This window comes from Mycolicibacterium sp. 624, from assembly GCF_040548615.1.
Classification (GTDB): domain Bacteria; phylum Actinomycetota; class Actinomycetes; order Mycobacteriales; family Mycobacteriaceae; genus Mycobacterium.
Genome location: NZ_JBEPRZ010000008.1, coordinates 180784 through 202395 on the forward strand (window position 1 = coordinate 180784; position 21612 = coordinate 202395).

Here is a 21612-nt window from a genome sequence, read left to right on the forward strand (position 1 = left end):
GGTCAGTGTCGGCTTCCGCGGCGACGGTCGGCCGAGTACAGATAGCTGTCGGTGAAGCCCTCGGCCGCAAGCACATTGCCGACGATGATGACCGCCGTGCGTGTGACGCCCTCGGCGTGCACGCGCTGCGCGAGTTCACCCAGCGTGCACTTGATCACCGTCTCGCTGGGCCAACTCGCGAACGCCACCACCGCGCAGGGCGTCTCGGGGGTGTAGCCGCCGGCGAGCAGATCCGGCACGATCGTGTCGATCTGCGCCGCCGCGAGGTGCAGCACCAGCGTCGCGCCGGGAGCGCACAACGACTGCAGATCCTCCCCCGGCGGCATCGCCGTCGACAGCGTCGCCACCCGGCTCAGCGTCACCGTCTGCGCCACCCCCGGCACCGTGAGCTCGCGACCCAGCGCGGCCGCCGCGGCCGCGAATGCGGGCACCCCCGGGACGATCTCCCAGTCCACGCCCAATGCGTCTAGCCTGCGGCACTGTTCGGCCAGCGCACTGTACAGCGACGGGTCACCGGAGTGCAGTCGGGCGACGTCGAGACCGGCGGCGTGTGCGGCCGCGAGCTCGGAGATGATCTGATCGAGGTTCAGCGGCCCGGTGTCGATGACCTTCGCCTCGGGCGGGCACAGCGCCAGCAGGTCCTCGGGCATGATCGACCCGGCGTAGAGGCACACGGGGCAGCGCTGCAGCAGCCGCTGCCCACGCACGGTGATCAGGTCTGCCGCGCCGGGTCCGGCGCCGATGAAGTACACCGTCATGACTTGGTCACCAGCCACTGCGTCACCGGCATCGCGGGCCGCCAGCCGGTGAACGCGCCGACCGCCTCGCCGCGATAGTGCTGAAATCTTCGCAACTCACCACCATGCCTCGAATAGCCCTGCGCGATAGCGGCTTCGGACTCCACCGTCACCGCGTTGGCGACCAGCCGGCCGCCGATCGGAAGCCGCTCCCAGCAGGCGTCCAGCAGACCGGGTTGAGTCAATCCGCCCCCGATGAAGATCACCGCCGGTGCCGCCACGTTGTCGAACGCCGCAGGCGCATCGAAGTGCACGTCGACGCCGACCCCGAAGGCCCTCGCGTTCTCGGTGATCCGTGCGCGGCGTTGCGTATCGCGTTCGAATGCCACGGCGCGACAACCGGTCCCGGCGCGACACCACTCGATGGCGATGCTGCCCGAGCCGGAGCCAACATCCCACAGCAGCTCACCGGGCCGCGGTGCCAGCGCCGCCAGCGTGACGGCGCGCATCGCCTGTTTGGTGAGCTGACCGTCGTGAGCGAAGGCGTCGTCGGGCAGCGTCGCGAACCGCCGGTGATCGGGCAGGTAGCGCACGGCGACGACGTTGAGGTCACCGACGTCGCCCGGCGGCCGCGCAGCCCACTGCGCCGCGGTCGCGGTGCGGCGACGCTCATCCGGCCCGCCGAGTTGCTCGAGCACCGTGAACTCGGAGTCGCCGCGTCCCGTTCCGGCGAGCAGCGCCGCCAGCTCAGCGGGGCTGGATCCGTCCCGGGACAGCACCACGGCCCGGCCGCCGCGGCGCACCGCGGTGTGGGGCTCGGCAGTGACCAGGCTGATCACCTCGGTGTCCTGTACGGGCCACCCGAGCCGCGCGCACGCCAGGGTCACCGACGACACGTGCGGTAGCACTGTCACCCGCTCCGGGCCGAACAGCCGGATCAGCGTGGCACCGACACCGTGCATCAGCGGATCGCCACTGGCCACCACGTGCACGTCACCGGCCACCTCGTCCAGCAGGCCCTTCAGTGCGGGCAGCATCGGCGACGGCCACGGCCTGCGCTGCGCCGACACCGACTCGTCGAGGAGGGCCAGCTGGCGATCGGAGCCGAACACGACGGCCGCGCCCCGCAGCTCCCCCGCGGACACCTGCCCCAGGCCCGCCATACCGTCGGCGCCGATCCCGACCACGACGATGCGTCCGCTCATCTGTGCCCTCTGCTCTTCGCGCAAGCGCTCATCGCCGCATCCTGCGCCACACCGACCGCGGTATCAGCCTGAACACGAACGCCAGCGCCCCCAACGACCGGGGCACCCAGATCTCGGCGCGGCCCCTCGCCAGCGCCTTGGCTGCTGCGTCGGCGACGTGTTGCGGCGTGCTGGCCAGCGGCGCGGGCGACATGCCCTCGGTCATGCGCCCGATGACGAAGCCCGGCCGGACCAGCAGCACGTGCACACCGGTGCCGTGCAGCGCGTCGGTCAGGCCGCGGACGAAACCCTCCAGACCGGCCTTGGCCGACCCGTAGACGTAGTTGGCGCGGCGGACCCGGGCCCCCGCCACCGACGAGAAGGCGACGATCCGGCCGGACCCGGCGTCGCGCATGGTGGCCGCCAGCACCGTCAGAAGGCTGACCTGCGCGGTGAAGTCGGTGTGCACGATGGCCGCCGCATGCGTCGCGTCGCGTTCCGCGCGGGCCTGATCGCCGAGGATCCCGAACGCCAACACCGCCGTGCCGATGGGACCGTGCTCGGCGACGATTGAGTCCACCAGGCCGGCATGCGACACCAGATCGTCGGCGTCGAACTCGGTGACGTGCACCGCGACGGCGCCTGCCGTCGTGAGCGCGGCGACCTGGTCGGCAAGTTGATCGGCTCGCCGCGCGGCGAGCACGAGCGTGCGACCGCGGGCCAGCCGTCTCGCCAACTCGACACCGATCTCGCTGCGGCCACCGAATATCACCACCACGCCCGTGTCCGCCGTGTCTTCCATGGCTGAGATTATGTCCTGCGCTAAGTTGGGTACCGATGGCGAAGGCAACTACGCGGCTGACCAACGACGCGATCGCGTTCCTGACCGAACGCCATCTCGCGATGCTGACCACCCTGCGCACAGACAATTCACCGCACGTGGTCGCGGTCGGTTTCACATTCGACCCCAAGACGCACCTGGCTCGCGTCATCACCACAGGCGGCTCGCAGAAGGCTCTCAACGCCGCCGAACGGGGCCTCGCGGTGCTCAGCCAGGTCGATGGTGCCCGCTGGCTGTCGCTCGAGGGCAAGTCGTCGGTCAACACCGATCCCGACGCCATCCGCGACGCCGAGCTGCGGTACGCCCAGCGCTACCGCACCCCGCGGATCAACCCGCGCCGCGTGGTCATCGAGGTGCGCATAGAGCGCGTGCTCGGCTCGTCCGAACTGCTCGACCGCAGCATCGACTGACAGCTAGTCACCAACCGGAACCACAACCAGCTCGTGCGGCTGGTTGTTCACCGGCAGCGCACCGTCCGCGGTGACGATCACGATGTCCTCGATCCGCGCGCCCCACGAACCCGGGAAGTAGATACCGGGCTCCACGCTGAACGCCATGCCCTCCTCCAGCGGCAGATCGTTGCCCGCGACGATGTAGGGCTCCTCGTGCACCGACAGCCCGATACCGTGCCCGGTGCGGTGCACGAACGCCTCGGCGAGCCCCTCGGCGGCGAGCACATCGCGCGCGGCGGCGTCGACCTGCTCGGCGGTGACACCCGGCTTAACCGCGGCCACGGCGGCCTGCTGGGCCCGTTGCAGGACGGCATACTGTCGCGCGACGTCCTCCGACGGTTCACCGATGCTGTAGGTGCGCGTCGAGTCCGAGTTGTAGCCGGGCTCGTACGGCCCGCCGATGTCGACCACCACGATGTCACCCGCCGCGAGCTCGCGGTCGGAGCACTCGTGGTGCGGGTCGGCGCCGTTGGGGCCCGATCCGACGATGATGAACGCCACCGACGAATGCCCCTCCTCCACAATGGATTGCGCGATGTCAGCGGCCACGTCAGCCTCGGTGCGGCCCGCCACCAGGAACTCCGGCACCCTGGCGTGCACCCGGTCGATCGCCGCACCCGCCTTGCGCAGCGCGTCGATCTCGGCGGCGTCCTTGACCATGCGCAGCCGTCGCAGCACGTCGGTGGCCAGCACCGGCACCACGCCGAGCACATCGGCCAGCGGCAACAGGTGAAGGGCCGTCATCGAATCCGTGACCGCCGTGGCCACCTGTCCGCCACCGAGCGCGTCGGCGACCATCTGGTAGGGATTCTCGCCGTCGACCCAGTCACGAACGGCCAGACCAAGTTCCGGCACCGCCGACTCGCGAAGCGACGCCAGCTCGAGCCGCGGCACCACGATGGTGGGCTGCCCATCTGCGGGCAGGATCAGCGCGGTCAGCCGCTCGAAGGTCTGTGCCCGCGAGCCAAGCAGGTAGCGCAGGTCATAGCCGGGGGTGATCACCAGTCCCGTCAGACCCGCCGCTGCCGTGGCCTGCGCTGCGGTCTCCAAGCGGCGCGCGTACACGTCGGTGCTGAAACGGTCGGTGTGCATGGCAATAGGCTAGCGGCAGGCTACCCACGACACGGAGGACCGATGCTGCGCGACATTCGCGATCTCGCCGACGACCCGCAGGCCTATGCCGCGGAACTCCGGAGTCGCTGGGGAGGACTGCTGAGCTACCGCTACATCGGGCGCCTGTACTCCTCGATGGACCCGCGCGCCGTTGACGACACCGTCACCGTCCGCCGCGACATGCGCAATCCGACCGGCGGGCTGCTGTTCGCCGTGCTCGGCATCTCCGCACCCGAGAGCGGGCACATGTCCGACCTCGAGGCGGTGCCCAACCCCGTCATCCACTCCTGCCAGATCCTCGATCCGGGCCGCGACGTGCGACGTATCGAGGTGGTGTCCGAGGAGCTGCGGCGCGGCAGGCAGATGGGCTACAGCCGAGCCAAGATCGTCGACGCCGACAGCCCCGAACGCGTGCTGGCCCTCATCGAGGGTCAGGGCGTGAGTATCGGCGTGCCTCCCGACGGGCTGGCGAAGATGGAGGTCGACGCCATCGAGGTGGTCGACTCACCCGATCTGCCACCGCTGTGGCAGGTCTTCGGCGGCAGCCGCAGACTCGACGGGCACTGGTCGCTTCCCGAGCTGTCCGCCGAGGTGGCCTCCCCCGACGCCGCCCTGCACATCGGGCCGCAGTTCGTCATCCTCGAGACCGCCGCGATGGACGCGGCCGCCGAGTTCAGCGAAACCGATGCGCTCCAGGGCGTCTCGGCGCACGTGATGTTCCTGGCCCGCGGCAAGACGGGCCCGTTCCGCGTGGACGCCGAGCCGATGGCAGGCGCGGATGGCCTGATCGCCGTCCGGGTGCTGCTGCACGATGAGGGTGTCGACGACAGGGTCGTCACCTCCGGCGTCTACGTGTTCCGAGTCGAGAACGGAGCACGCGCATGAGCGGCCCGGTCCTTCTGCTCGACGGCGCCAGCATGTGGTTCCGGTCGTTCTTCGGCGTACCGTCCTCGATCACCGCACCCGATGGCAGACCGGTCAACGCGCTGCGCGGCTTCCTCGACACGATCGCCACGCTCGTCGCCCGTGAGCGCCCGTCGCGCCTGGTCGTGTGCCTGGACCTGGACTGGCGGCCGCAGTGGCGCGTCGAGCTGATCCCGTCCTACAAGGCGCACCGCGTCGAGGAGGTCGTCGCGGGTGACGATCCGGACGTCGAGGTGGTGCCCGACGACCTCTCCCCCCAGGTCGACATGATCATGGCGATGCTCGACGCGTTCGGCATCGCCACAGCGGGTGCCGCCGGCTTCGAGGCCGACGACGTCCTGGGCACCCTGGCAACCCGGGAACGGACCGATCCCGTCGTGGTCGTCAGCGGCGATCGCGACCTACTGCAACTGGTATCCGACGAGCACGTGCCAGTGCGGGTCTTCTACATCGGCCGCGGACTGTCGAAGGCGACGATGTTCGGACCCGCCGAGGTGGCGCAGACCTACAACGTGCCGATCGACCGGGCCGGCCCGGCCTACGCCGAACTCGCACTGCTGCGCGGTGACCCGTCCGACGGTCTGCCCGGGGTGCCGGGGGTGGGCGAGAAGACTGCGCAGACCCTGCTGGCCCAGCACGGCTCGCTGGCGGCGATCCTGACCGCCGCGAACGACCCGACGTCGAAGATGCCCGCCGCGCAGCGCAAAAAACTGCTGGCCGCCGACGACTACATCGCCGCGGCGGTGCCAGTGGTCCAGGTGGCACGCGATGCGCCGGTGCGCCTGTCGGGCGACTCGGACACGCTGCCGCTGGTCGCGCGTGACCCCCGCAGGGTCGCCGAGCTGGCGGCCGAGTACGGCGTCACCTCGTCGATCGCACGCCTGCAGAAGTCGCTGGACGGGATCCCGGGCTGACCGGGACTTACGGCTGACCGGGACTTACTTGGGCCGGCCGACCTCGTAGGTGCCGTCGTCGTCCTGGAACGTCACGGTGACCCGGCGCTTGGTGCCGTCGATGCTGACATCGCAGGTGAAGTTGTCACCCTTCTTCACCGTCGGGTTCTCGCCCTTGTTGCACACCACATCCGAGACGTTCTTGGCGCCGTAGCCGTTGGTCTCGTCGCCGAGCACCTGCGCGACACCGGTCTGCGCCGCGTTCACGTCGAGCTGCTTGCTGACGAACCAACCCGGGGCCACGAAGCCCAGGATGAGGACGACGGCCACGATGAGCAGCGCGATTCCGCCGCCGACGCCGAGCAGCAGGCGCATCGACTTCTTGGAGCTCTCATCGGATCCCGGCTGCGGGTACGGCGAGAACTGTTGACCCGGCTGCTGGCCATACTGGGGCGGCTGGCCGGGCTGGCCGTACTGCGGCTGGCCGTACTGCGGTTGCTGACCGTACTGGGGCTGGCCGTACTGCGGCTGCTGATAGGACGTGGGGCCGTACGCGGTCGGCTGCTGGCCGTACTGGTCGGGTTGCTGGTACGGCTGCTGCGGCGCCGGGTACTGCGGGTACTGCTGCGGCGAGTAGGCCGGCTGCTGCCACGCAGGATTGTCGCCCGCGGGCTGCTCGGGGGCCGGTGGTTGCTGCCAGGCCGGTGGGTCGCTCTGCGGCGGTTGCTGACCTGGCCACGGCTGGGTCGGATCAGATCCCTGCGGTCCGCTCATCGTCTCTCCTTGGTCCTGACTTCGTCCTTGGCTCGCTGCATCCAAAGCGCTGGCATAACACTACAGTGCATCAACTGCCACGACGCCGCGTCGAATGTCGCCGATCGCGCGTTTCGCCACCGTCCGCAGGGCCGGGTTGGGGGCGGCGTTGCGCACCTGGTCGAGCAGATCGAGAACCTGGCGACACCAGCGCACGAAATCACCGGCGGACAGCGGTGATCCGCTGCCCGAGGCGTCAGACGCGGCGAGTGAGGCCGACAGATCGCCGGTGCTCGCCCACTCGTGGATCGCCGCGACGAAGCCCGGGTCGGGCTCGCGACCGAGTGACAGACGGTGACGTTGTTCGTCGGCCCGAATCTCGGTACTGATCCGACGGGTCTTGGCCAACGACTGACGCAGCCCGGCACTCACCCCATCGACACCCGGTGCGGCCCCCGGCGTGTCGCCCCGCGACTCGTAGAGCACCGAGGACAGCACCGCCGCCAGCTCCGCGGGTTTCAGCCCGTCCCAGGCGCCGCGGCGCAGGCACTCGGCGACCAGCAGGTCGCTCTCGCTGTAGATGCGCGCGAGCAGACGGCCGTCATCGGTGACCCTGGGGTCGTCCTTGGAGTCACCCCCGCCGTCGGCGATGAACCCGCGTTCGGTGAGCAGCAGCACGATGCGGTCGAAGGTGCGCGCCAGCGAGTTGGTCGCTGCCGCAACCTTCTTCTCGATGTCGGCGTTGTCGCGCTCGATGCGCAGGTACCGCTCGGCGACGCGTACGAGGGCCTCGCGGTCGGATCGGTGGTGGGCGGGATGCGCACGAAGCTGGGCACGCAGCACCGCCAGTTCCGGATCGACGTCGGGTTCCTCGTCGGGATCGCGCCGACTGCGCCGCCTCGGCACGTCGATTCCGGCGGCCGCGGACCTCAGGGCCGACGCCATGTCGCGGCGCACCCTCGGCTGGCGGTGCTCGACGCGCTTCGGCAGCGACATCGTCCCCACCTTGGCCGAGCCGCCGGCGTAGTCGGCGGAGGAAATCCTTCCGGCCCAATGATGTTCGGTCAGCACCAGGGGGCGTGGATCGTCGGCGTCGGCTGCGGGTTCGAGCACCACAGCCAGCCCGCTACGGCGGCCCTGCCCGATGGTGATGATGTCACCGCGCCGCAGCCCCGCCAATGCGTCGTTGGTCGCCCGGCGGCGCTGGACGCGCGAAGCGCGCGACTGCGAACGCTCCCGTGCCGAGATGTCCGCCCGCAACCTCGCGTACTCCAGCACGGGCGAGTCCCGGCCGCCGTCGAGTTCGGCGGCGATCTCGTCGAGCATGCGTTCGCCGCGTGCCACACCGCGCACCAGGCCGACGACCGACCGGTCGGCCTGGTACTGGGCGAAGGACCGCTCCAGAAGGCTGCGCGACTGATCCGGCCCCATGTGTTCGAGCAGGTTGATCGTCATGTTGTAGGACGGCGCAAAGGAACTGCGCAGCGGGAAGGTTCGCGTGGAGGCCAGTCCTGCGACGTCGGCCGGTTCCACGCTGGTGTCGTTGGGCTGCCACAGCACGACGGCGTGTCCCTCGACGTCGATCCCGCGCCGACCCGCCCGGCCGGTCAGCTGGGTGTACTCCCCCGGCGTCAGCGGCGCGTGCTGTTCGCCGTTGTACTTGACCAGCCGCTCGAGGACGACCGTGCGGGCGGGCATGTTGATACCCAGAGCCAGTGTCTCCGTGGCGAATACGGCCTTCACCAGACCTGCCGTGAAGAGTTCCTCCACGGTGTGCCGGAACACCGGGAGCATTCCGGCATGGTGCGCGGCCAGACCACGCAGCAGACCCTCGCGCCATTCGTGATAGCCCAGGACCACCAGGTCCACCTCGGCCAGGTCCGCGCAGCGTCGATCGATCACCTCGGAGATGCGGGCACGCTGTTCATCGGTGGTCAGCCGCAACGACGAACGCAGGCACTGCTTGACCGCGGCGTCACAACCCGCGCGGGAGAACACGAACGTGATCGCGGGCAGCAGCCCCGCACCGTCCAGCGTGGCGATCACATCGGGCCGCGATGGTGGACGGTAGAGCGTCGGCCTGCCCCGATGCGCGGATCGTCCCCTGCCACGGGGCTCCCAGTCCGACATCCGGTCGGCTTCCCTGCGCAACCTGATGTGACGAATGAGCTCGGGGTCCACGAGCGTGGTCCCCGGGCCGGCCTGGCCACCCTCGAACAGGTCGAACAACCGCTTGCCGACCATCATGTGCTGCCACAGCGGAACCGGCCGATGCTCGTCGACGACCACGGTGGTGTCACCGCGCACCGTCTGGATCCAGCCGCCGAACTCCTCGGCGTTGGACACCGTCGCCGAGAGGCTGACCAACCGCACGTCCTCGGACAGGTGCAGGATCACCTCCTCCCACACCGCTCCGCGCATCCGGTCGGCCAGGAAGTGCACCTCGTCCATGACCACGTGAGAGAGCCCATGCAACGCGGCGGAGTTGGCGTAGAGCATGTTGCGCAGCACTTCGGTGGTCATCACGACGACGTCGGCGTCACCGTTGATCGACTGGTCGCCGGTCAGCAGCCCGACGCGCTCCGGTCCGTAGCGGCGCACCAGATCGGCGTGCTTCTGATTGCTCAGGGCCTTGATCGGTGTGGTGTAGAAGCACTTTCGGCCTGCGGCCAGCGCGAGGTGGACGGCGAACTCGCCGACCACCGTCTTGCCCGCGCCAGTGGGGGCGCACACCAGGACGCCGTGCCCGCTCTCCAGCGCCTGGCACGCGGTGAGCTGGAAGCCGTCGAGCGCGAACGGGAGTTCGGCGGCGAATCGGCCGAGTTCATCGGCCGGCGCCTCAGGTGGCCTGGTCATCGACTGTCAGCCGAGACGGCGCGGGAACCGCACCGGGCGCCTCAACGGCCTCCGCGCTGCCGATCGGCGCGGCCTGATCGTCGGGCACGTCCTCGATGGCCGCCCGTCGGGCCTTGCGCCGGTCATTGAAATGCGCCACCTGGATCGCGAATTCGAGCAGCACCACCAACGCCATCGCGAGCGCGAGCATCGAGAACGGGTCGGAGCCCGGCGTCACGAAGGCCGCGAACACGAACAGCCCGAAGATCATGCCGCGCCGCCAGGCGCGCAGCTTCTCATAGCTCACCACGCCGACGAGGTTGAGCATGATGATGAGCAGCGGGAACTCGAAGCTGATGCCGAACACCAGCAGCAGGTTGATCAGGAAGCCGAAGTACTGGTCACCCGATAACGCGGTGATCTGGACGTCGCTGCCGACCGTCAACAGGAAGCTCAAGGCGGTCGAGAGGACCACATAGGCCAGCACGGCACCAGAGATGAACAGCAGCGCCCCGAAGCCGACGAACACCGAGGCGAACCGGCGTTCCTTGTTGTACAGGCCGGGCGTGATGAACGCCCACAGCTGATAGAGCCAGACGGGGCAGGCCAGCACGACACCCGCCGTCAGCGCGACCTTGAGTCGCAACATGAACTGGTCGAACGGCGCGGTGGCGAGAAGCCGACACTGCCCGTCGGGTGCGATGGTGGCCCGCGCGGACTCCGGCAGCGAACAGTACGGCTGACGCAGCCAGTCACCCAGGCTGGGCAGGCCGAACACGCCGTGGGTGTACCAGAGGAAGCCAAGGATGGTTGTGAGCACAACCGCGGCCGCCGCGATCAGCAGCCGGTTACGCAGCTCCGCGAGATGGTCGACAAGCGACATCGTGCCGTCGGGATTGACCCGCGACCGTCGACGGCGCGGGTCGAGCTTCCGAAGAACTCCTGGGGGGCGCACGGAATCGTGAGGAGACGGCGATCAGCGACGCGACGAGGCGTCGCGCTCGACGAGAGCGGCGATCAGGCCGGGCGCTTGTCGGAGGATTGCTCTGGGGTCGTTTGGCCAGTCGACGGCTCGACCCGCTCGGAGGCGATCGGCTTCGCAGGCGGCACGACGCCCTCGGTCGAATCCGACTTGGACTCCGACTGCATCTCCTTGATCTCGGACTTGAAGATGCGCATCGACTTGCCCAGCGAGCGAGCTGCATCGGGCAGCTTCTTGGCACCGAACAGCAGCACAAACACTGCGATCACGATCACCCAATGCCAGGGTTGCAGACCACCCATTCGGTCACCTCCAGACGTCGCGGTTGAGTCTACCCGCCGCTATCGGTACTGCTGACTTCGTAGGCCTGTAGCGCGGCGGCCGCGGATTCCCGCACTCTCTCGACCAGCGGTTGCGGTTCCAGAACACGCACCGAAGCGCCGAAACCCATCACGAACCGCGCCATCCACGCGGTCGAGGCGTACGTCATGGTCGCCTCGCACACCCCGTCGGCCAATTCCCGGACGACGTGCAACGGGTAGTAGTCGAACATCCACGAAGCGGACCGGTCGATCAACAGCGTCGCCGAGGGCAGCGACGGATCCGAGTCGAACAGCGACGTGTCGGGCGCCGCCGCGACGGCGGGCGCGGGCGGCAGCGACGGCTCGTCGAGTTCGCGGGCGTCGACGATGCGGTCGAACCGGAACAACCGCACTCCCTCGGCGGTGCGACACCACGCCTCCAGGTAGCTGTGGTCGCCGACCAGGACCACCCGAATCGGATCGACCGTCCTGGAGGTCAGGGTGTCGTGCGATGCCGAGTAGTAGTCGATGGTCACCGCATGGTCGTTGCGCACCGCGGAACGGACCGCCGTGGCAGCCGAACTCTCGATGGGCGCGGGCTCGTCGCCCGCCGTGGGAGCCCCGCCCACGCTGGCGCTCACCGCACCCGCCGCGGACTCGATCTTGGCGATCGCGCTGCGCGCCGCCGCGGGGTCGAGCATGCCGGGAACGTCCAGCAGCGCACGCAATGCAACCAGGATGCCGGTCGCCTCGGGCGAGGTCAGCCGCAGCGGGTGGTCCATGCCCGCCGAGAACGTGACATCGATGGTCTTGCCCGACATCTCGAAGTCGATGAGGTCACCCGGGCCGTACCCGGGCAGCCCGCACAGGAACAACTGCTGCAGGTCCTCGCGCAGTTGTTTGACCGACACGCCGAGGTCGATCGCCGCCTCCTCGAACGTTATCCGAGGGTTCGCCTTCAGGTAGGGAACCATGTTGAGCAGCCGCACCAGCCGCGTCGACACGCTAGACAACTGCCTCACCTCCGGCCTGTGCCCGCAACCGGGCGATGACATCGTCCCGCAGCGTCGGCGGATCCAACACGATCGCGTCGGCGCCGTATCCGGCGATCTCGCGCGCGAGCCGATCGTGCATCCCGATGTCGACCGCCAGCTCGTCTCCGGCACGTCCCCCGATGGTGCGGCTCACCACCTCGCTGGCCGCCCTGCGCAGCGCGGTCGCGCGGCCGTCAGCCACCCACACCCTGGCTTGGGCACCCGGTGGCCACTCCGCCACCGCGCGGTGCACGACATCCCGCAGGTCGATGCCCTCGGGCCTGGTCACCGCGTCACGCGGTCCGATGGCGCTCACCTCGCCGATGCGCGACACCCGGAACGTGCGGGTGTCGTCGCGGTCCCGGTCGTGGCCGACGAGATACCACCGGCCCCGAGAGGTCACCACACCCCAGGGTTCCACTGTGCGGGTGCGGTAGGGCTCGCTGCGGGTGGAGCGGTGACCGAACTCGACCGCCTGGCCGGAGTGGATGGCGGACAACAGGATTCCGAGGACCTCCTCGGACCCTCGAAGTCCGGGCATCGTCGCCGACGAGCTGATCATGACATCGGAGTCGGCGGCGTCGACGTCGACGCCCGCGGCACGCAGCTTGAGCAGCGCGCCCTGGGTGGCGGTGACGAGTTCGGGTGACTCCCACAGCTGCGTGGCGATCGCGACGGCGGCGGCCTCGTCAGCGGTGAGTTCAACCTGCGGCAGCGCATAGGTCTCGCGGTTGATCCGGTAACCCTCGGTCGGGTCCATCGACGACACGCGCCCGGTCTCGAGCGGGATACCGAGATCGCGCAATTCGTTCTTGTCCCGCTCGAACATCCGCGAGAACGCCTCATCGCTGGGACTGTCGCCGTAGCCGTAGACGGTCTTACGGATGCGGTCTGCAGTGATGAAGTTGCGGGTGGACAGGAGTGCGATGACCAGATTCATCAATCGCTCGACTTTGGAGATCCCCACCCGAGGAGCTTAATCCCCCGCGCGGTTCGCTCCCGCCCGCCGCGCTCAGGCGCTACATGCTCGCGATCAGTCGCTTGACCCGCTCATCGACAGATCGGAACGGGTCCTTGCACAACACCGTTCGCTGCGCCTGGTCGTTGAGCTTGAGGTGCACCCAGTCGACGGTGAAATCTCGACCCGCCGCCTGTGCTGCGCTGATGAACTCGCCGCGCAGCTTGGCCCGCGTGGTCTGGGGCGGCTCGTTGACGGCCGCCTCGATCTCCTCATCGGTGGTGATACGTGCGGCCAGACCCTTGCGCTGCAACAGGTCGAAGACACCACGACCGCGCTTAATGTCGTGGTAGGCGAGGTCGAGCTGGGCGATCTTGGGATCGGACAGCTCCATGTCGTACCGGTCCTGATAGCGCTGGAACAGCTTGCGCTTGATCACCCAGTCGACCTCGGTGTCGACCTTCGCGAAGTCCTGGCTCTCGACCGCGTCGAGCTGGCGGCCCCACAGGTCGACAACCTGCTCGATCTGGGCGTTGGGTTCGCGGGTCTGCAGGTGCTCGACGGCACGGCTGTAGTACTCCCGCTGAATGTCGAGCGCGCTGGCCTGCCGCCCACCTGCGAGCCGGACCGGGCGTCGGCCCGTCAGATCGTGGCTGACCTCGCGGATGGCGCGGATCGGATTGTCGAGGGAGAAGTCGCGGAACGGCACGCCGGCCTCGATCATCTCCAGCACCAGCGCGGCCGTACCCACCTTGAGCATGGTGGTGGACTCGCACATGTTCGAGTCGCCGACGATGACATGCAGCCTGCGGTACTTCTCGGCATCGGCGTGCGGCTCGTCGCGCGTGTTGATGATGGGCCTGCTGCGTGTGGTGGCGCTGGAGACGCCCTCCCAGATGTGCTCGGCGCGCTGGCTCAGGCAGAACGTGGCGGCCTTGGGCGTCTGCAGCACCTTGCCCGCACCGCAGATGAGCTGGCGGGTGACCAGGAACGGCAGCAGCACATCGGAGATCCGGGAGAACTCGCCCGCGCGCACGATGAGGTAGTTCTCATGGCAGCCGTAGGAGTTGCCCGCCGAGTCGGTGTTGTTCTTGAACAGGTAGATGTCGCCGCCGATGCCCTCGTCGGCCAGCCGCTGCTCGGCGTCGATGAGCAGATCCTCGAGCACCCGCTCGCCCGCGCGGTCGTGGGTTATCAACTGGATCAGGCTGTCGCACTCGGCGGTGGCGTACTCGGGATGGCTGCCGACGTCGAGGTACAGCCGGGCGCCATTGCGCAGGAACACGTTGGAACTGCGCCCCCACGACACCACTCGTCGGAACAGATAGCGCGCCACTTCATCCGGAGACAGCCGCCGGTGACCGTGGAACGTGCACGTCACACCGAATTCGGTCTCGATGCCCATGATTCGCCGCTGCACGTATTCGAGCTTACGGGTAGCGAGGTCTCCGCGTATGACACCCGTCACTGGTGTCCGCAACGGGTTCCTCGCTCAGGTCGCGCGCAGCCCGTCCAACACGAAGCCGAGATGCCGCCGCCACGGGGTGTCATCACCGGCCGACATGGCGATCACCTTCGACATCGCCGACACCAGCGTCACGAGGTCCTCGGGACCGAAGTCGGACCGCAGCACCCCGGCCTCTCTTGCCCGCTGCGCCACAGCGTCCAGCGCTCCGCCGGCGCGGCCGCAGTCCGCCGCGGCGTCCACACCGCCCACCTGACTACGGGCTATCGCCTCGTTGAGGGCGCGATCTCGGGCCTGCATGGCGAACACACCCTCAAGCAGCGTCACAAACCCGCGCCACGCGTCTGGGTCGCCCATTGCGGCCTCTGCCAGCACATCGAAGGCGGCCAGCCGCTCCGGCAGGACCTCATCGAGCAGTGCCCCGCGATTCGGGAAGTGGTTGTAGAGCGTGCCGATGCTCACCCCTGCGCGCCGTGCCACCTCATCCAGTGGCACATCCAGCCCACGTTCGGTGAACAGCTCCGCGGCCGCCGACACCAGTCGTTCGCGGTTGCGCAGCGCATCGGCACGCATCGACTGGGACATCGCTGCATCCTAGTCCGACTCGACCTAAGTTGAGGCCGTCCTCATGTTGTGCTATTAAATTGAGCATGACCTCAACTTCATCGCGACCCGTTCTTCTCGTCGTCGGTGCCGGTCCAGGACTGGGCATGTCAGTGGCCCACCGATTCGGTTCCGAGGGACACGCAGTGGCACTCGTCTCCCGCTCCAACAGTCGCCACACCGAGTACCTGACGGCGCTCGCCGACGCGGGAATCGAGGCGGCGGCGTTCACCGCGGATGCCTCGGACACCGATGCGCTGCGGGCGGCCATCGACGGCGCCCGCGCCCGCTTCGGCCGTATCGACGTCGGGTACTACGGCCCCGCCGCGGCGTTGGCGATCGCGGACATCACCACACTCGACGCCCCAGGTGCGACCGAGGCCCTACTCGGCGTGGTGCCCGCCGTCGACTTCGCGTCGTCGCTGCTGCCTGACCTCATCGCACGCGGCAGTGGTGGACTGCTCTTCGCCGGCGGGTTGAGCAGTGTGCTGCCAATGCCCGCGCTCGGCGGCCTGGCCCTAGCGGCGGCCGCACTGCGGAACTACGCGCTGACACTGCACGCCGCCCTGGCACCGATGGGCGTCTACTCCGGGACGCTGACCATCGGGGGTTTGATCGAGCGGGGCGACATTCACCGCGCCGTCCTCGATCATCCGGACATGCTCGCGGACATGGCGGCGGCAACACTGAACCCCGACGATCTCGCGGACACGCTGTGGCGGATGTACACCAGCCGAACGGATTCCGAGGTGGTCGTCAACGCCCTGGTTCAGTGACGCCGTCAACCCAGCCCAGGCGGCTACTGACAGCGTCGGCGGCTGAGATCGTCACCTTGGCGATCTCCTCGAATCGATCCCCCGACAGCCGGTATGATGGTCCCGAAACACTCAGCGCGGCAACCACTTCGGAATTGGCATCGCGGACCGGTGCGGCGACGGCGTTCAGCCCCACCTCAAGTTCCTCGCTCACGCTGGCCCAGCCGCGCGCCCGCACGGCGCATAGCTCGCGCTCCAGCTCGGCGACTTCGACGACCGTCTTAGGGGTGAAGCCCTGCAGTGGATCGGTGAGCTGGGCGGCGGCGCCCGCCCACGCAAGGAGAACCTTGCCGCTCGATGTCGCATGTGCGGGACAGCTCTGCCCCACCCACGTCCGCAGGGTGATCTCATTGGGGCCGATCGCCTCGACGATATTGACGATGCGCTCGCCATCGAGGATCGCCAGATTCACGGTCTCGGCGACATCGGCGGCCAGACCATCGCAGACAGCTTGACCGAGCCTGCCCAGGTCGGGTTGTCCGCTGCTGGCCCGCGCGAGGCGTGCGATGGCGAACCCGAGCCGGTAGGGGCCGCGATCGGATACCTGTTCGACGAAACCGCGCGCCTCGAGCACTGCGACCAGCCGTGACACCGTCGACTTGTGCACGCCCAGTTCGGCAGCGATCTCGGTGACACCGGCTTGCCCGAGACGCGCCAGAATCTCCAGAACCAGCAGTGCGCGGTCGACCGATTGGACCGCAGCGCTGCGGCCTTCTGATAGGCCCTTAGAAAGGCCCTCCGAACCCGTCTCCATCGCGTCCGACCCTATACGCGCCAGTTCGCGGACTGGCGGACTCGCCGCTGCACCGCGGCGATCTCACGAAGCCCGTCGCCCAGCAGGCTTCGGTTAAGGGGTGACAGCTCCGACATCGTGATGACGTCCCCGGGTGTGTGTCCTGCGATCAGCTGTTCGACCTGATGAGCCATCCGGAGCCGCTGCACCATGGCGAACACGTCACCGAGCGTGTTGGCGTCCCGCTCGCTCATCGCACCGGCCTCCGCCGCCGCGCTCAGCCGCACCGGCGTGCTCGCCGATGACACGGCGGCGCTCAGGCCGCCCCACCGGGCCAGGTTGACGATGGGCGTCACGGCGTGAGCCTTGAGGTCGAAGGTCCCGCCCCGCCGGGCCAGCACATCGCGCAGCGATCTGGCCCGCGCGCGCCCCGACAGCGCGTTCAGCAGCTGCAGTCGCAGCGCGTTCGGGTGGTCCACGCGCATCCTGCGATACACCGCAGGAACGATGTTCAATGCCGGATCACCCCAGACCACCCGGCCATCGATCATCAGCGATGACAGCATGAGACCGTGGTCGCGCAGCGGGTCTGCGAGCCAAGCCTCGGCCGCGGTGAGCCACTGCGACCGCGACCGGGAGAAGCTCGGTTTGGACGCGATGGCGCCGTTGCGGTCCGACGGAAGACCACAGCTGTCCAGGATCTCGTGTGTGCGCACCGCGACCGCCCGCAGTTCCGGGCCGGCCGAGTCCAAATCGTCCCGCCACGACAGCGCGCTGTCGACGTCGGACGACGGCATCGCCTCCCGCCGCGCCACACTGCCCAGCGACAGCCACGCGAACCCGTCGACTGTGGGTCGCGCGGACTCAGCGAGTGCGAGCTGCAACGCCTTTCGCACCAGGCTGTCGATGACGACCGACAGAATCGCGCTGGTTGCCGACGCCTTGGTGCCGTTGCGGAACAGGTCCGCCGAGATGTCCGCCACCCTGCGGCCGATCAACGACAGTTCGGCAGCGTCAGTGGCCTGCCCAATCGCGCGTCGCAGTATGAAGCTCTGCCGCGCCGAGGCCGCGAGCAGGTCAGCGTCTTCAAGGACGCCGATCACCTCGCCGCGGGGTGTCACGACCGGCATGTGTCGCCACCCGCACTCGAGCATCTCCATGAGCACGGTCTCGGCCGTGAGATCGGCGGTGACCGTCCGGGCGGGGGCGCTCATCACATCGGCGATCGGCACGTCCACTCCGATGCCCGCGGCCACCACCCGCGTCCGCAGATCGCGGTCGGTGAAGATGCCGAGTTCACCGCCGGGCAACCGGATGAGCGCATAGGAGACCTGGTGGGCGGCCATCTCGATGACAGCGTCGCGCACCGAGGTATCCGGGGATACCAGTAGCACCTCGCCGTGCAGCAGTTCGGAGATCGGCTGGCTGTCGGTGGCGGGCGCGATGGTCGGCTGGTCGGCGCTCCCGACGGTCCACGCCGAGGATGCCAGGTACGCCAACCCGGCGGGCTTGGCGAACTGTGCTCGGACCAACGGGTCGGGCAGACGGACGAGGACGCTGGGAACCGTTGTGCGCGCGGTGAACTCCATCCCGTCACCGGTCAGCAGCGGGGTGTAGCCGAAGAGTCCGCCGGGACCTACGGTGTCGATGATCGACCCCTCGGCAGACTGCAGTGTCACCTGTCCCGAGTGCACCATCCAGACGCCGTCGGGTGCCCGTGCGGCGTAGTCGGCCACCTCGGTGTGCGCCGGGAACTCGACAACGGCCGACTCGGCGGCCAACTCGGCGAGTTCCGCGGCCGACATCGCCTGGAATGGGGTGTACGTGCCCAGGAAGGTGGCGAGTTGCAGCCCGGACGCCACCGGCAGATCAGCCCCTGCGCCCAGCGGCAGCGGAGTGCCGGACCAGATCAGCACACTTCTCGGCCATCGTCATAACGGTGATGTTGGGGTTCACCGCAGGAAGTTTCGGCATCGCCGAAGCGTCCACGACGCGCAGCCCGCTCACCCCCTTGACCCGCAACTCCGGATCGAGCACCGCCGTCGGATCGTCAAGCGCGCCCATCCTGGCGGTCGCCGCCGGGTGATAGACGGTGTTGTGGCATTGGTGGATGTAGTCCAGCAGTTCGTCATCGGTGACGGCATCGGGCCCCGGCGCCAGTTCGCGCGCAACCCACGGCTTCAGCGCCGTCTGCTCGGCGATGCGGCGGGCCAACTTCACGCCGGTCAGCATGATCCGGTCGTCATAGCCCTCCGGATCGGTGAAGTAGCGCGGGTCAACCCTCGGCCGATCCCGGAAGTCGCGGCTGCGCAGTCGCACAGTTCCGCGGGACCGGCCCTGGGTGACGTTGGGCGTCAAGCAGAATCCGTTATCCGTCGTCGGATAGCCGCGGCGCAGAGTGTTCATGTCGAACGGGACGCTGCCGTAGTGCATCATCAGGTCCGGCTGGCCTCTGGCACCTTCGGGAACGGGGTCGATGGTGGCAAACAGGCCGATCTCCCACCACTGCGTCGACGTCGTCACCATTGGCCGGGATGCCTCCCAGAACACCAGGCCCTCGACATGATCGTCCAGGTTGGACCCCACACCCGGCGAGTCGACCCGCACCGGGATGCCCAGCTCCCGCAGATGCGCGGTCGGACCGATTCCCGAGAGCATCAACAACTTCGGGGTGTCGATGGCCCCAGCGGTGACGATGACCTCGCGCTGCGCCGTCACCGTGTCGTAGCCGGTGAGGTCCGGGCGCTGGTAGCGAACCCCCGTCGCAGCGGGGCGAGCGAAGCGACGGGATTCGGTCTGGTTCGCGTCATCGAACAGGATCTCCGAGACCCAGCACCCGGTGCGGACCTCGAGGTTGGACCGGGAGTCCAGCACCGGATGCAGGTAGGCGTGCGAACTGGACATCCGGGTGCCGTCGTCGGCGGCGTTGATCTGAAACCACCCAGCCCCATTGCGCACTGTCTCACCGCGGTTGAAGGCCACGGTCGGCATGCCGACGTCGGCGGCCGCAGACAGCACCGCCACCCCGCAGGGATCCACCGGCGGTACGTCGCGCAGCTGCACGATGTCCTTCAATCGCGCTGTGAGCGGCAGGACCTCGGCCGCGCTCCACCCTGTGGCACCCATCTCAACCCACTCGTCAAGACACTCGGCAGGCGGCAGGAACGCAATGCACGAGTTGTGCGACGAGCACCCACCGAGCACCTTGGCCCTGGCGTGCCGCATGAACGAGTTGCCGCGTTCCTGCGGTTCAACCGGGTAGTCCCAGTCGTAGCCCGAGTCGAGCAGGTGCATCCACTCCGAGAGCACCAGAATGTTGTCGTCGCCGACGTCCGACGGCCCAGCCTCGAGCACGCACACCGTGACGTCGGGATCCTCAGACAACCTGGCCGCCAGCGCGCAACCCGCGGTCCCCCCGCCGGCGATGACGTAGTCGAACGTGCCGGAGTCAGCCATCCGCCTCCGCCCTCTCCGCCGAGGCATGTGATGCCAGCGTGCCAATGTGCTTGCGGCCCTTCATGACATACCACAGCAGACCCGCGCCGAGTATCACGCCGATGTAGACGAACGCACCCCACGTGTTGTACCAGGGCTCGCCGTAAACAGCGGCGCGCGGCCACGCCAAGTTGAGCGCCATGGCGCCACCCCAGACCACTGCGACGACGTTGACCAGCAGACCCCAGCGGCCCATGGTGAAGTAGCCGCCCTCGGCGAGATCGGCCGGCGGCCACTGCCCCTGCAGCCGCTTCTTCAGCATCGGACCGGTGACCATCAGATACGCCAGGTAGATCATGATGATCGCGATCGAGGTCAGCACGGTGAAGATCTTCGGCTGGCCGATGTTGATCACCAGAATGATCACCGCGATGATGCCGATCGTCACCGCGGGCACGATCGGAGTCTGGGTCTTCGGATTGACGGTGGCCAGCCTCTCCCCGAACGGCAACGCATTGTCGCGAGCCATCGCGAACGTCAGTCGGATCGCCGCGGTGTGGACAGCGAGCGTGCACACCGTGACGGCGATGACGATGCAGACCAGGAAGATAGTGCCCAGCGGGCCCCACATGACTTGCTCGACGATGTACTGCAGGCCACCGGAACTCTCGCCGAGCTTCGGGTCCTCCAGGTTGGGCGCCGCCATGACGGCGAACACCAGGATCGCGCCGCCGATCACGAACGACGCCAGGATCGCCCGGAAGATCGCCTTTGGCGCGGTGCGTCGCGGTTCGACGGTCTCCTCGCCCAACGAGCTGGCGGTGTCGAAGCCGTACATGACGTACCCGGAGGCTAGTGAGGCCACCAGGAAGGCGCCGAGGAAACCTGCGCTCTCCCCTGCCCCGTAACCGTTGGTGGAGAAGAAGATGTCCGGACCGCGTTCGATGTTGATGGCGAGCAGGAAGGCAATCAGGACGGCCGCAATGAGTTCGATGAACACCCCGGCGCTGTTGATCCGGGACATCAGCTTCACGCCGAGGGCGTTGATCAGCGTGGTGAACGCGATCAGCACGGTGCCGAGGAGAACGGCGTTGGCGGCGTAGTCATACTCACCGCTCCCATCGCCGACAATCTGGAATCCGCTCCACAGCCTCGGCAGGTTGAGCTGATAGGCCAGCGCGACCGCCGAGATCGTCACGATCGACGCGGTGAGCATCAACCAGCCCGATATCCATCCGACCAGCCGACTGGCCAGCTTCTTGCTCCAGTTGTAGACCGAGCCCGCCACCGGATACTTGGCCGCGAGTTCCATGAAGCACAGTGCGACGGCCATCTGCCCGACGAACACGATCGGCCACGACCACAGATAGGCGGGTCCCGCGGTGCCGTACCCGAAGTAGAACAGCTGGAACGTGCCCGTCAGGATCGAGATATAGCTGACGCCTGCCGCGAAGCTGGCGAACTTTCCGATACTCCGATCCAGTGACTCTCGGTAGCCGAAGTCCTCCATACCGCTGTCGGCCCGCGAAACATCTTTGCCGAGCACCATGTCC

Annotated in this window: 20 protein-coding genes; 4 read left to right on the forward strand and 16 right to left on the reverse strand. The window is 68.2% G+C overall.

The features are described from left to right. Positions 1 to 2: 2 nt before the first annotated feature. Genes cobM through dprE2 form a run of 3 tightly spaced genes read right to left on the reverse strand, consistent with a single transcriptional unit; the run spans position 3 to position 2723 of the window. Positions 3 to 758, reverse strand: coding sequence for a precorrin-4 C(11)-methyltransferase (gene cobM / locus ABIA65_RS27550; protein WP_354525646.1), 756 nt, complete (start codon positions 756 to 758; stop codon positions 3 to 5). After that, positions 755 to 1942: a precorrin-6y C5,15-methyltransferase (decarboxylating) subunit CbiE gene (gene cbiE, locus ABIA65_RS27555; protein WP_354525546.1), complete on the reverse strand. Its 1188-nt coding sequence runs from the start codon at positions 1940 to 1942 to the stop codon at positions 755 to 757. Before cbiE ends, cobM begins: the two co-directional genes overlap by 4 nt. A gap of 28 nt (positions 1943 to 1970) precedes the next feature. Next, positions 1971 to 2723, reverse strand: coding sequence for a decaprenylphospho-beta-D-erythro-pentofuranosid-2-ulose 2-reductase (gene dprE2, locus ABIA65_RS27560; protein WP_354525547.1), 753 nt, complete (start codon positions 2721 to 2723; stop codon positions 1971 to 1973). A gap of 35 nt (positions 2724 to 2758) precedes the next feature. On the opposite strand from dprE2, the gene ABIA65_RS27565 reads away from it, so the two are divergent. Further along, positions 2759 to 3172 (forward strand): F420-dependent biliverdin reductase, encoded by a 414-nt coding sequence (locus ABIA65_RS27565; RefSeq protein ID WP_241404841.1) that lies wholly within the window; start codon positions 2759 to 2761, stop codon positions 3170 to 3172. Between the two features lie 3 nt (positions 3173 to 3175). On the opposite strand, the gene ABIA65_RS27570 is transcribed toward ABIA65_RS27565, so the two are convergent. After that, positions 3176 to 4306, reverse strand: a complete 1131-nt coding sequence (locus ABIA65_RS27570) for a M24 family metallopeptidase (RefSeq protein WP_354525548.1) — start codon at positions 4304 to 4306, stop codon at positions 3176 to 3178. 42 nt (positions 4307 to 4348) lie between these two features. On the opposite strand from ABIA65_RS27570, the gene ABIA65_RS27575 reads away from it, so the two are divergent. Together ABIA65_RS27575 and ABIA65_RS27580 are read left to right on the forward strand one after the other, a co-directional pair. Beyond that, on the forward strand, positions 4349 to 5212 hold the full coding sequence (locus ABIA65_RS27575) for a hotdog fold domain-containing protein (RefSeq protein WP_354525549.1): 864 nt from the start codon (positions 4349 to 4351) through the stop codon (positions 5210 to 5212). Continuing rightward, complete coding sequence (locus tag ABIA65_RS27580; protein ID WP_354525550.1) at positions 5209 to 6165, forward strand: 5'-3' exonuclease; 957 nt, start codon at positions 5209 to 5211, stop codon at positions 6163 to 6165. The genes ABIA65_RS27575 and ABIA65_RS27580 overlap by 4 nt, the downstream gene beginning before the upstream one ends. 24 nt (positions 6166 to 6189) lie before the next feature. Here the strand turns inward: ABIA65_RS27580 and ABIA65_RS27585 are convergent, their stop codons facing one another. The 8 genes from ABIA65_RS27585 to ABIA65_RS27620 all read right to left on the reverse strand — a co-directional run bounded on the left by ABIA65_RS27585 (position 6190) and on the right by ABIA65_RS27620 (position 15058). After that, a complete protein-coding gene (locus tag ABIA65_RS27585; RefSeq protein WP_241404837.1) occupies positions 6190 to 6918 on the reverse strand; it encodes a DUF4333 domain-containing protein in 729 nt (242 codons plus the stop codon). A gap of 60 nt (positions 6919 to 6978) precedes the next feature. Continuing rightward, the gene (locus ABIA65_RS27590; protein ID WP_354525551.1) at positions 6979 to 9753 is read right to left on the reverse strand and encodes a DEAD/DEAH box helicase; all 2775 of its coding nucleotides are present in this window, start codon (positions 9751 to 9753) and stop codon (positions 6979 to 6981) included. After that, complete coding sequence (tatC, locus tag ABIA65_RS27595; RefSeq protein ID WP_354525552.1) at positions 9737 to 10687, reverse strand: twin-arginine translocase subunit TatC; 951 nt, start codon at positions 10685 to 10687, stop codon at positions 9737 to 9739. The genes ABIA65_RS27590 and tatC overlap by 17 nt, the downstream gene beginning before the upstream one ends. Before the next feature lie 62 nt (positions 10688 to 10749). Further along, positions 10750 to 11016 carry a Sec-independent protein translocase subunit TatA gene (gene tatA / locus ABIA65_RS27600; RefSeq protein ID WP_354525553.1) on the reverse strand — a complete coding sequence of 89 codons (267 nt, stop codon included), beginning with the start codon at positions 11014 to 11016 and terminating at the stop codon, positions 10750 to 10752. A 29-nt stretch (positions 11017 to 11045) separates the two neighbouring features. After that, a complete protein-coding gene (locus ABIA65_RS27605; RefSeq protein WP_241404833.1) occupies positions 11046 to 12029 on the reverse strand; it encodes a helix-turn-helix transcriptional regulator in 984 nt (327 codons plus the stop codon). Then, on the reverse strand, positions 12022 to 13017 hold the full coding sequence (locus tag ABIA65_RS27610) for a helix-turn-helix transcriptional regulator (protein WP_354525554.1): 996 nt from the start codon (positions 13015 to 13017) through the stop codon (positions 12022 to 12024). The genes ABIA65_RS27605 and ABIA65_RS27610 overlap by 8 nt, the downstream gene beginning before the upstream one ends. Before the next feature lie 52 nt (positions 13018 to 13069). Further along, positions 13070 to 14428, reverse strand: coding sequence for a Pup--protein ligase (gene pafA, locus ABIA65_RS27615; RefSeq protein WP_241404831.1), 1359 nt, complete (start codon positions 14426 to 14428; stop codon positions 13070 to 13072). 72 nt (positions 14429 to 14500) lie between these two features. After that, positions 14501 to 15058, reverse strand: coding sequence for a TetR/AcrR family transcriptional regulator (locus ABIA65_RS27620; protein ID WP_241404830.1), 558 nt, complete (start codon positions 15056 to 15058; stop codon positions 14501 to 14503). Positions 15059 to 15123: 65 nt separating this feature from the next. Between ABIA65_RS27620 and ABIA65_RS27625 the strand changes: the two genes are divergently transcribed. Next, the gene (locus tag ABIA65_RS27625; RefSeq protein ID WP_241404829.1) at positions 15124 to 15852 is read left to right on the forward strand and encodes an SDR family NAD(P)-dependent oxidoreductase; all 729 of its coding nucleotides are present in this window, start codon (positions 15124 to 15126) and stop codon (positions 15850 to 15852) included. Here the strand turns inward: ABIA65_RS27625 and ABIA65_RS27630 are convergent. The 4 genes from ABIA65_RS27630 to ABIA65_RS27645 form a co-directional block, all read right to left on the reverse strand. Further along, on the reverse strand, positions 15833 to 16645 hold the full coding sequence (locus tag ABIA65_RS27630) for an IclR family transcriptional regulator (protein ID WP_241404828.1): 813 nt from the start codon (positions 16643 to 16645) through the stop codon (positions 15833 to 15835). The two genes, ABIA65_RS27625 and ABIA65_RS27630, sit on opposite strands and share 20 nt — an antisense overlap. Positions 16646 to 16656: 11 nt before the next feature. Further along, entirely contained in the window at positions 16657 to 18429 is a 1773-nt protein-coding gene (locus ABIA65_RS27635) for a putative nucleotidyltransferase substrate binding domain-containing protein (protein ID WP_354525647.1), read from the reverse strand. Positions 18430 to 18493: 64 nt separating this feature from the next. After that, positions 18494 to 20080 carry a GMC family oxidoreductase gene (locus ABIA65_RS27640; RefSeq protein WP_354525555.1) on the reverse strand — a complete coding sequence of 529 codons (1587 nt, stop codon included), beginning with the start codon at positions 20078 to 20080 and terminating at the stop codon, positions 18494 to 18496. Further along, complete coding sequence (locus tag ABIA65_RS27645) at positions 20073 to 21608, reverse strand: APC family permease (protein ID WP_241404826.1); 1536 nt, start codon at positions 21606 to 21608, stop codon at positions 20073 to 20075. Before ABIA65_RS27645 ends, ABIA65_RS27640 begins: the two co-directional genes overlap by 8 nt. Positions 21609 to 21612 lie beyond the last annotated feature (4 nt).

Excerpts from the sequence above, each read along its gene's own strand:
- cobM (WP_354525646.1), bottom strand. The coding sequence starts at position 758 with ATGACGGTGTACTTCATCGGCGCCGGACCCGGCGCGGCAGACCTGATC.
- cbiE (WP_354525546.1), bottom strand. The coding sequence starts at position 1,942 with ATGAGCGGACGCATCGTCGTGGTCGGGATCGGCGCCGACGGTATGGCG.
- dprE2 (WP_354525547.1), bottom strand. The coding sequence starts at position 2,723 with ATGGAAGACACGGCGGACACGGGCGTGGTGGTGATATTCGGTGGCCGC.
- ABIA65_RS27565 (WP_241404841.1), top strand. The coding sequence starts at position 2,759 with ATGGCGAAGGCAACTACGCGGCTGACCAACGACGCGATCGCGTTCCTG.
- ABIA65_RS27570 (WP_354525548.1), bottom strand. The coding sequence starts at position 4,306 with ATGCACACCGACCGTTTCAGCACCGACGTGTACGCGCGCCGCTTGGAG.
- ABIA65_RS27575 (WP_354525549.1), top strand. The coding sequence starts at position 4,349 with ATGCTGCGCGACATTCGCGATCTCGCCGACGACCCGCAGGCCTATGCC.
- ABIA65_RS27580 (WP_354525550.1), top strand. The coding sequence starts at position 5,209 with ATGAGCGGCCCGGTCCTTCTGCTCGACGGCGCCAGCATGTGGTTCCGG.
- ABIA65_RS27585 (WP_241404837.1), bottom strand. The coding sequence starts at position 6,918 with ATGAGCGGACCGCAGGGATCTGATCCGACCCAGCCGTGGCCAGGTCAG.
- ABIA65_RS27590 (WP_354525551.1), bottom strand. The coding sequence starts at position 9,753 with ATGACCAGGCCACCTGAGGCGCCGGCCGATGAACTCGGCCGATTCGCC.
- tatA (WP_354525553.1), bottom strand. The coding sequence starts at position 11,016 with ATGGGTGGTCTGCAACCCTGGCATTGGGTGATCGTGATCGCAGTGTTT.
- ABIA65_RS27620 (WP_241404830.1), bottom strand. The coding sequence starts at position 15,058 with ATGTCCCAGTCGATGCGTGCCGATGCGCTGCGCAACCGCGAACGACTG.
- ABIA65_RS27625 (WP_241404829.1), top strand. The coding sequence starts at position 15,124 with ATGACCTCAACTTCATCGCGACCCGTTCTTCTCGTCGTCGGTGCCGGT.
- ABIA65_RS27630 (WP_241404828.1), bottom strand. The coding sequence starts at position 16,645 with ATGGAGACGGGTTCGGAGGGCCTTTCTAAGGGCCTATCAGAAGGCCGC.
- ABIA65_RS27635 (WP_354525647.1), bottom strand. The coding sequence starts at position 18,429 with ATGTCGGCCGCGGAACTCGCCGAGTTGGCCGCCGAGTCGGCCGTTGTC.
- ABIA65_RS27640 (WP_354525555.1), bottom strand. The coding sequence starts at position 20,080 with ATGGCTGACTCCGGCACGTTCGACTACGTCATCGCCGGCGGGGGGACC.
- ABIA65_RS27645 (WP_241404826.1), bottom strand. The coding sequence starts at position 21,608 with ATGGTGCTCGGCAAAGATGTTTCGCGGGCCGACAGCGGTATGGAGGAC.